The 6,578-nt window shown below is 67.2% G+C and carries 9 protein-coding genes, 1 pseudogene and 1 riboswitch; of the genes and pseudogenes, 6 read left to right on the forward strand and 4 right to left on the reverse strand.

Going from position 1 to position 6,578, the window contains the following annotated elements; all coding sequences use genetic code 11:
- The first annotated feature begins 7 nt into the window (after nucleotides 1-7).
- From BL254_RS21660 to BL254_RS21685, 6 genes are all read left to right on the forward strand, one after another.
- Nucleotides 8-748 carry a transglycosylase family protein gene (locus tag BL254_RS21660; RefSeq protein ID WP_076844867.1) on the forward strand — a complete coding sequence of 247 codons (741 nt, stop codon included), beginning with the start codon at nucleotides 8-10 and terminating at the stop codon, nucleotides 746-748.
- 550 nt (nucleotides 749-1,298) lie between these two features.
- Nucleotides 1,299-1,464, forward strand: a riboswitch (cyclic di-AMP (ydaO/yuaA leader).
- A gap of 5 nt (nucleotides 1,465-1,469) precedes the next feature.
- A complete protein-coding gene (locus BL254_RS21665; protein WP_047224416.1) occupies nucleotides 1,470-2,210 on the forward strand; it encodes a transglycosylase family protein in 741 nt (246 codons plus the stop codon).
- A gap of 250 nt (nucleotides 2,211-2,460) precedes the next feature.
- A complete protein-coding gene (locus BL254_RS21670; protein ID WP_047224417.1) occupies nucleotides 2,461-2,895 on the forward strand; it encodes a DUF3151 domain-containing protein in 435 nt (144 codons plus the stop codon).
- A 115-nt stretch (nucleotides 2,896-3,010) separates the two neighbouring features.
- On the forward strand, nucleotides 3,011-3,391 hold the full coding sequence (locus BL254_RS28760; protein WP_235433726.1) for an ATP-binding protein: 381 nt from the start codon (nucleotides 3,011-3,013) through the stop codon (nucleotides 3,389-3,391).
- Between the two features lie 355 nt (nucleotides 3,392-3,746).
- On the forward strand, nucleotides 3,747-4,463 hold the full coding sequence (locus BL254_RS21680; RefSeq protein WP_047224418.1) for a hypothetical protein: 717 nt from the start codon (nucleotides 3,747-3,749) through the stop codon (nucleotides 4,461-4,463).
- 215 nt (nucleotides 4,464-4,678) lie between these two features.
- Nucleotides 4,679-4,966, forward strand: a complete 288-nt coding sequence (locus tag BL254_RS21685; RefSeq protein WP_235433727.1) for a DUF6247 family protein — start codon at nucleotides 4,679-4,681, stop codon at nucleotides 4,964-4,966.
- Between the two features lie 283 nt (nucleotides 4,967-5,249).
- Here BL254_RS21685 and BL254_RS21690 read toward each other — a convergent pair whose 3' ends face one another.
- The 4 genes and pseudogenes from BL254_RS21690 to BL254_RS21705 form a co-directional block, all read right to left on the reverse strand.
- The gene (locus BL254_RS21690) at nucleotides 5,250-5,477 is read right to left on the reverse strand and encodes a hypothetical protein (protein WP_047224420.1); all 228 of its coding nucleotides are present in this window, start codon (nucleotides 5,475-5,477) and stop codon (nucleotides 5,250-5,252) included.
- Nucleotides 5,467-5,697 (reverse strand): annotated as a pseudogene (locus BL254_RS21695) (ABC transporter); the annotation flags it as partial. The gene BL254_RS21690 and the pseudogene BL254_RS21695, both read right to left, overlap by 11 nt.
- A gap of 169 nt (nucleotides 5,698-5,866) precedes the next feature.
- On the reverse strand, nucleotides 5,867-6,010 hold the full coding sequence (locus BL254_RS27915; RefSeq protein WP_200902510.1) for a type II toxin-antitoxin system RelE/ParE family toxin: 144 nt from the start codon (nucleotides 6,008-6,010) through the stop codon (nucleotides 5,867-5,869).
- Between the two features lie 135 nt (nucleotides 6,011-6,145).
- On the reverse strand, nucleotides 6,146-6,475 hold the full coding sequence (locus BL254_RS21705; protein ID WP_200902511.1) for a type II toxin-antitoxin system Phd/YefM family antitoxin: 330 nt from the start codon (nucleotides 6,473-6,475) through the stop codon (nucleotides 6,146-6,148).
- Nucleotides 6,476-6,578: the final 103 nt, after the last annotated feature.

A 6,578-nucleotide genomic window follows, 5' to 3' on the forward strand; every position in this document is an offset into this window, starting at 1 on the left:
AACCAATATGTCCAGTGCACGTTCCCGAAATCGACATCACGAAACCGGCCGAACCCGGCTGGGCGCTCGKGCGCTGGTGGTCGCTCCCGCCCTGGCCGCGGCGGTCAGCGGAAGCATCGTGATGTCACAACCCGCCAGCRCCGCCACCACCTGGGCACAGCTACGCCAGTGCGAGTCCGGAGGGAACTACAGCACCAATACCGGCAACGGCTACTACGGTGCCTACCAGTTCTCGCTGAGCACCTGGCAGAGCCTCGGCTACACCGGGCTGCCCAGCAACGCCTCGCCCGCCACCCAGGACGAGGCCGCGCTGAGACTGGCCAACCGGTCCGGCTTCGGCCAGTGGCCGATCTGCGGCCAGGGGATGGGCGCCGACCAGCTGGCGGCAGGCGCCAGTTCGTCCGGGGCCGGTTCGTCCGGGGCCAGTTCGTCCGGGGCCAGTTCGTCCGGCAGCGGCTCGGTGAGCGCGGGTGGGTCGACCGGGTCGACCGGGACCCAGCGCTGGGTGGTGAGTCAGAGCGCGCAGCGTCTCGCGGACAACACGCTGTTCACCACCGGACTGATCTACCAGGTGCGCTCGGACGTACGAACCTGGCAGCGCCAGATGAACAGGCTCGGCTACCGGATCAGGATCGACGGCCGCTAYGGCCCCCAGTCCGCCTTCGCCGCCACCCTCCTGCAGGGCTCGCGGGGCCTGCAGGTGGACGGCATCTGCGGCCCACGAACCCGGGCCGCCACCTTCGGCTGAACGACCGGCTGAACAACCCGGCAGTCGAACGGCCCTCGACGCGGCCGGCACCGCCCACCGGCGGCCCGCACGGCCCGAAAACAGGCGGCCCACCCGTGGCTGGACATCCGACGGATCGGGCTGGAGCACCACGGACAGCACAGCCATGATCTCTTCTCGTGTCAGGCCTCCGGCCGCATCCGGGAGAACCCCGGATCCGGCCGGCCTGGGAGCCGATCCCGCAGGGTCGGGAACCGACCCGGACGATCCCGCTCCCCGGTGTGCTCCAGAAGTGACAATAAGCACATTATCGATACGCAAGAAGCTTTACCCGTCACCATAAGTCACAGAATCCAGAGAAGGTGACCCCGCAGCGAAGCTGGGTCGCACCGTCAGGTACGGTGACACATTCACGGTGCTTAGCCCATTCGGGTGATAGCGGTCACGTGGGTGTAGTTCATCCGACACCCCGATTTGCTTCGATAGAACCAGACTCGCTAGAGTCCTCCCCACTCGCCGGATCGGTGAGGCCGCCCGGACGGACGCCGAGTCCTGTCCCCGTTCGGTACGGCCCGAGCTACCGCGGAGCCACAAGGACAGGATCGGGGGAACCACCATCCGGACGTCCTCTCACGGAGTCCTTGGGGTAAAGCCGGCAGCGTCTCTCGGCGTCGCCGGCCGGGCTTGATTCCCGCCCRCACCCGACAGCTCACCTCGTAGGCGACGGGAAGGACCGACCCACATGCCGTCTGGTGGCAGGCACCGCGCCCCGCAACCTCCCTCCACCGTCATGAAGGTTCTGCGTACCACCGGTGCCGTAACGGCACTCGTGAGCAGCGGCCTGGCCGTCACGGCCGCACCCGCGAGTGCGGCGACCGCTGACGACTTCGCCAAACTCCGCCAGTGCGAGTCCGGTGGCAACTACCGGATCAACACCGGCAACGGCTACTACGGCGCCTACCAGTTCGACGCCAAGACCTGGCACAGCCTGGGCTACTCCGGTCTGCCCAGCGACGCACCGCCGGCGCTCCAGGACGAGGCCGCCTACAAGCTCTACAACGCCCGCGGCTGGTCCCCATGGCCGTCCTGCTCGGCCAAGCTGGGCCTGACCCGCACCGGCCCGGCACCGTCGTCGTCCAGCAGCACCGCCGCCCCCGCTCCCAGCAGCCCGATACAGCGCGCGATCACTCCGGTGCAGCCGGCGATGACACTGGAACGCGCCAAATCCCTGTTGAACTCGGAGGACTTCACCGGGACGGCACTGTCCACCGCRCTGGCCTGCGAGGTCCGCCCCGACGCCTACGTCTGGCAGAGCGAGATGCGCCAGAAGAAGTTCATCCTCCAGGTGGACGGACGCTTCGGRCAGGAGTCCCAGGGCCTGGCATCGCTCTACTCGTATCTGACCCGGGTGGACGACGGCAGCACCGGTGTGGTCGGCAAGAACCTCTGGGACGTCACCGTCACCGACCCGGCCGTCCTGTAGCATACCGGGTGTACCTTTTGCGCCATTTTGTAGCTTGAAACTTTGCGGCCAAAGGCTTTTACGGCCAAAGGCTACGGAACGTTCAACGCCGTTCCTTTGCCGCCGGGTCGCGGCCGGGTGACCTACCCGCCTCGTACCCCGATCAAGTGATGGACCTACCGGTTCACCCCCTCCCGGTGGGTTCATCATCTGACGGATTTCCCTCCCCCAGTTGGATGCGCGGCCGATCGGATCCGGCAGGATGAGCCCCATGACAACCTCGCCCGGACGACCGGATCTGCTCGGTGGCCCACCACCGGCCAGGCTCACCATCGATCCCGCCGCGGCGCAGGCGCTGGGCGCCGGCGAAGATCCGGAGACCGTTGCCAGCCGCTTTCCCGACTCCAGTCTCGCCTGGGCAACCCTGGCCGAACGCTCTCTCGACGCCGGCAGACCGGTAACCAGCTACGCCTATGCCAGGACGGGGTACCACCGCGGTCTCGATCAGCTACGCCGCGCGGGCTGGCGCGGGCACGGGCCGATCCCGTGGTCCCACGAGCCCAACCAGGGCTTCCTGCGGGCGATCGCGGCACTGGCCCGCGCGGCCACCGCGATCGGCGAGACCGAGGAGGCCACCCGCTGCCGCGACTTCCTCGCCGACAGCGATCCCCAGGCGGCCGGCGTCCTAGGGCTCAAGACCACCTGAGCCACTCGTGAGCATCGCCTCACCAGCGTGGGGTATCCACAGCCTGCCGGCAGGCTACTTACGTCCGATGTAAGTTACGTCCGATGTAAGTTACAGGTGATGTAGGTAGGGGCGGATGGCGTTCGTCAATCGCACCGAAGAGCTTGCCGCGCTGGAACGCTGGTGGGCCTCGACCGACCCACGGCCGGCGGTGGTCTGGGGACGGCGCAGAGTCGGCAAGACCGCCCTGCTGCACCGCTTCGCCGCCGGACGGCGGTCGATCTTCCATACCGGCGCCGGCCGCGCCGCCCCGGGTGAGCTGGCGCCGCCTGCGCCCGTGAGGAGATCCGGAACTCGCCACCCGAAACCCTTACCATCACAGTCAGCGACATCTTCTCCCCGCCCTGACGCTGCCGGGCTCCGGGACCGGTCCGCTGTCGGCAGGTCGGTGGGGTCGACGGGTCGGCAGATCGACGGGGACGCTGGAGCGCGTGGCGGGCACCATCCCGATCCATGACGTCCGTAAACCGCMTCGAATGGGCCGGTGTCTCCAGGATTTCCTGGGCGGCACGACAAACGATGTGAATCCAGGGTTGTGGCCGCGACACCGAATTCACATCGTTCGGCAGCCACAGCCACAGCCGCCGGAACAGTGGCCTTGTTGTTTGCCGATACCGGCTTCAGTACGGACAAGGCCCGATGTATGCAGATTCGGTGCATACCGTGCTTCCATGCCCTCTGCCGAACACGAATCCCCGGTCGCCCTGACCAAGCTCGACCCGGACCTGATGGCCTGGCTGTTGGCCACCGTGTTCAACGTAAAGATGCCCTAATACCATCACGCCCGCACGGAGGCCACCGACGTCCACGTCATGGTCCCGCGCACCTACCACGCCGACGGCATGGTGCTGTTCTGTGATCCGATGGACCGRCCGCTACTGGCTGCCGTGCTGGAGGTCCAACGCGGCCGGGACCTCGCCAAACAGCGGACCTGGAAGCTGTACGTAGCCCAGCTGGAAGCCGAGCTGGACGTCGACACGGCGCTCGTGATCTTCTGCCCCGGCCCGGCGACAGCCCGCTGGTACCGGCGCCTGCTCCCCTCGGACGGGCCGAGCGGCCTGCTGCTCCAGCCGTTGATCTTTACGCCGGGTGACGTGCCGCTGGTGGTGGACGTGGAGCGGGCCCGGGCGAACCCGGCGCTGGTGGTGCTCTCCGCGCTCTGCCACGGCGGTAGCCCCGAGGTGGACACGGCGTTCCCGGCGCTGTTGGAGGCGTTGCGTTCCGTGGGCCCGAAGAAAGAGATCTTGTACTATGACGTTGTACTGGCCGGGCTGCCCGGAGCGGCCCGGGCCCGTCGGGAGGCTTTCATGACCACCACCGCCGATTACGAGTACCGCAGCGAACTGTTCCGCAACATCGCCGCCCGGCGGGATGGGGATGCGGTCCTGACCGTGCTCGACACGCGCGGCGTGCCAGTGCCCGAGGCTGTGCGCGAGAAGATCCTGGCCTGCACCGAGCAGGCCCAGTTGAAACTCTGGCTGCGCCGCGCGGTCACCGCTGCCACCGCCGCCGACGTCGTCAACGAGTAGCGCACCCAAGCGATCATCCCACCTACCCGCCGCCGGTGGCCCAGCCCTTGGCGAAGGTCTCTGTCTGGGTTGTGACGAGGTCGGTCGCATTCCGCACCGAGGCCGGCGGGCGGCAACCGTTCTGTTGACCTGCCCTGTCTACGAGAACGGCGGATCACACGGGCGACCGCTTCTCCTCCCCGTTGCTCCACCCATGGGCTGGGACAATGGATCGCATGGCCGACACCATCCCGATCTACGGGGTCCGCAACCGCGTTGAGAAGAACGGGCCCGCGATCCGCGACGCGCTCCGTCCAGACGATCGCGACATGTTCGTGGCGGAACTGCGGATCGCRCTGGCGGAGGCGGACAACACCCTCAACCTCGACCCTGTGAACGCGGTGATCGACAAGTGGTGGGGGCAGGCGGTGCTCACCGCCAACCCAGAGATCGAAGCCGGCGCTCTCGCGGACCGTCGACGCATAGCGGCTGGTCAACGACCCGCGCCGTCAGGACACCTATAACAAGCGCACCGAACTGTGGCGGGCGGTCTTCGGGTACGGGCTGCTGACATACAGCATCGAAGACCGATGGATCACCATCACCGTGCTCCGAGTCACCTGGATCGGTTAAAACACTGATCAAGCAGCATGAATCCCATTCACAACCTGATTAAGCAAACCGGCTTCTGTGACAGGAAGGCAGTTCATAGGCAGTAAAATCAGAAGAGTAGAGTATGGCTTTTTCGGGATGACTACCCGGCTCCTGGCCTGCGCCACCATCGAGCGCTGGCATCGGCTGGACCCATCAGGTGTCCCCGCATGCCCGCTTTGGGAACTCTGTGACGACACGCAGCCAACGAGGCCCGTCAGGACCGCTGGCCGACGCGCCGATCGTGCGCAGCCGCCACCCCCACGCCGGTTGCCCGACCACGGTGAGCCCGAAATGCTCGGCCACGCGTGCGAGGTTGCTGCGCATCCACTCCCGAAACCGCTCGTCCGCCTGTTCGACGTCCATGTCGCGCTCAGCCGTCATCGCCACCGTCATCGCCACCGCCGTCGACGAGGTGGCGCAGGTAGGCGCTCGGGTTGTCCAGGTAGCGCCGCCAGTGGTCCACCAGTTCCAGCTTCTCCCACCGAGTGCGCCGGAACCCGTGCTCGCCTATCTCGATGATGTCCGCATCCGGGGTCGCGGCCAGGATCGGGGAGTGTGTCGCGCAGATCACCTGCGCCCCGGACCGCCCCAGCTCGTACATACTGAACGGGTGGCCGTAGGGAACGCCCCGGGGGGGCGGCCATCGGCGCTATTGTGCTGGTCCCGGGGACGTGCGCCGGGGCTTTGCCATGGGCGAAAGCGAGTCCGGGTCGACGCGCTCCGGGCGGCCGTCACGCTCGGATGGCGCGGGTGGCTTCTCCCGCCGGTGCTCAGCGGTGGTGGACGTCGCGGCGAGGGTCGATGGCGACGACCGTGACGGTCATCGCTTTGTCGTCGATCCGGTAGATGACTCGGTAGGTCCCGCGCCGCGCGCTGAACCGGTCGTCCAGCGGCGGCATGAGCGGCTTACCCACCCGGGTAGGGCGCCTCCAGAAGCGGCCCGGTGATCAGTTCGTAGACCGCCGCGGCGACAGCCTGAGGAAGACCCTCGCCCAGCGCGCGGCGATCCGCTGGGGACATCTGGAGGACGTAGCGACCGACAGCACCGGTCACGCGGTGCCGAACAGGCGCCGCATGTCCTCGGCCAGCTCCTCCGCCGTCACGATCTCACCACGCGCAAGTTCGGCATCCGACTCCGCGAGCTGACGCATCGTCAGCGGGTCGCTGAGGATCGCAAGCGTCTCCTCAAGCCGTTCCAGATCCTCCACCGCGACCAGGATCGCGGAGGGGCGCCCGTGCACGGTGACGGTCACCCGCTCATGGTGATCGTGCACGCGACCGACCAGTTCGAACAGGCGGGCCTTGACCTCACCCAACGGCAACATCGCCATAGCCAGAAGTATGACCAACCCCAAGCGCGTACCGACCGCACCGAACACTCACCGACACCAACCCCACGCCAACCGCAACTCCAACGCCTTTGCAACTGAGACCGGAAATAAGACCAGATGATGCGCTAGTGCTGTGGCCCGATACGTTCAC

The sequence above is a fragment of the Protofrankia sp. BMG5.30 genome (assembly GCF_001983005.1).
Lineage (GTDB): Bacteria > Actinomycetota > Actinomycetes > Frankiales > Frankiaceae > Protofrankia > Protofrankia coriariae.

What these genes read in the sequence shown, in the direction of transcription:
- BL254_RS21670 (WP_047224417.1), top strand. Translation starts at nt 2,461, where the DNA reads ATGACAACCTCGCCCGGACGACCGGATCTGCTCGGTGGCCCACCACCG.
- BL254_RS28760 (WP_235433726.1), top strand. Translation starts at nt 3,011, where the DNA reads ATGGCGTTCGTCAATCGCACCGAAGAGCTTGCCGCGCTGGAACGCTGG.
- BL254_RS21690 (WP_047224420.1), bottom strand. Translation starts at nt 5,477, where the DNA reads ATGACGGCTGAGCGCGACATGGACGTCGAACAGGCGGACGAGCGGTTT.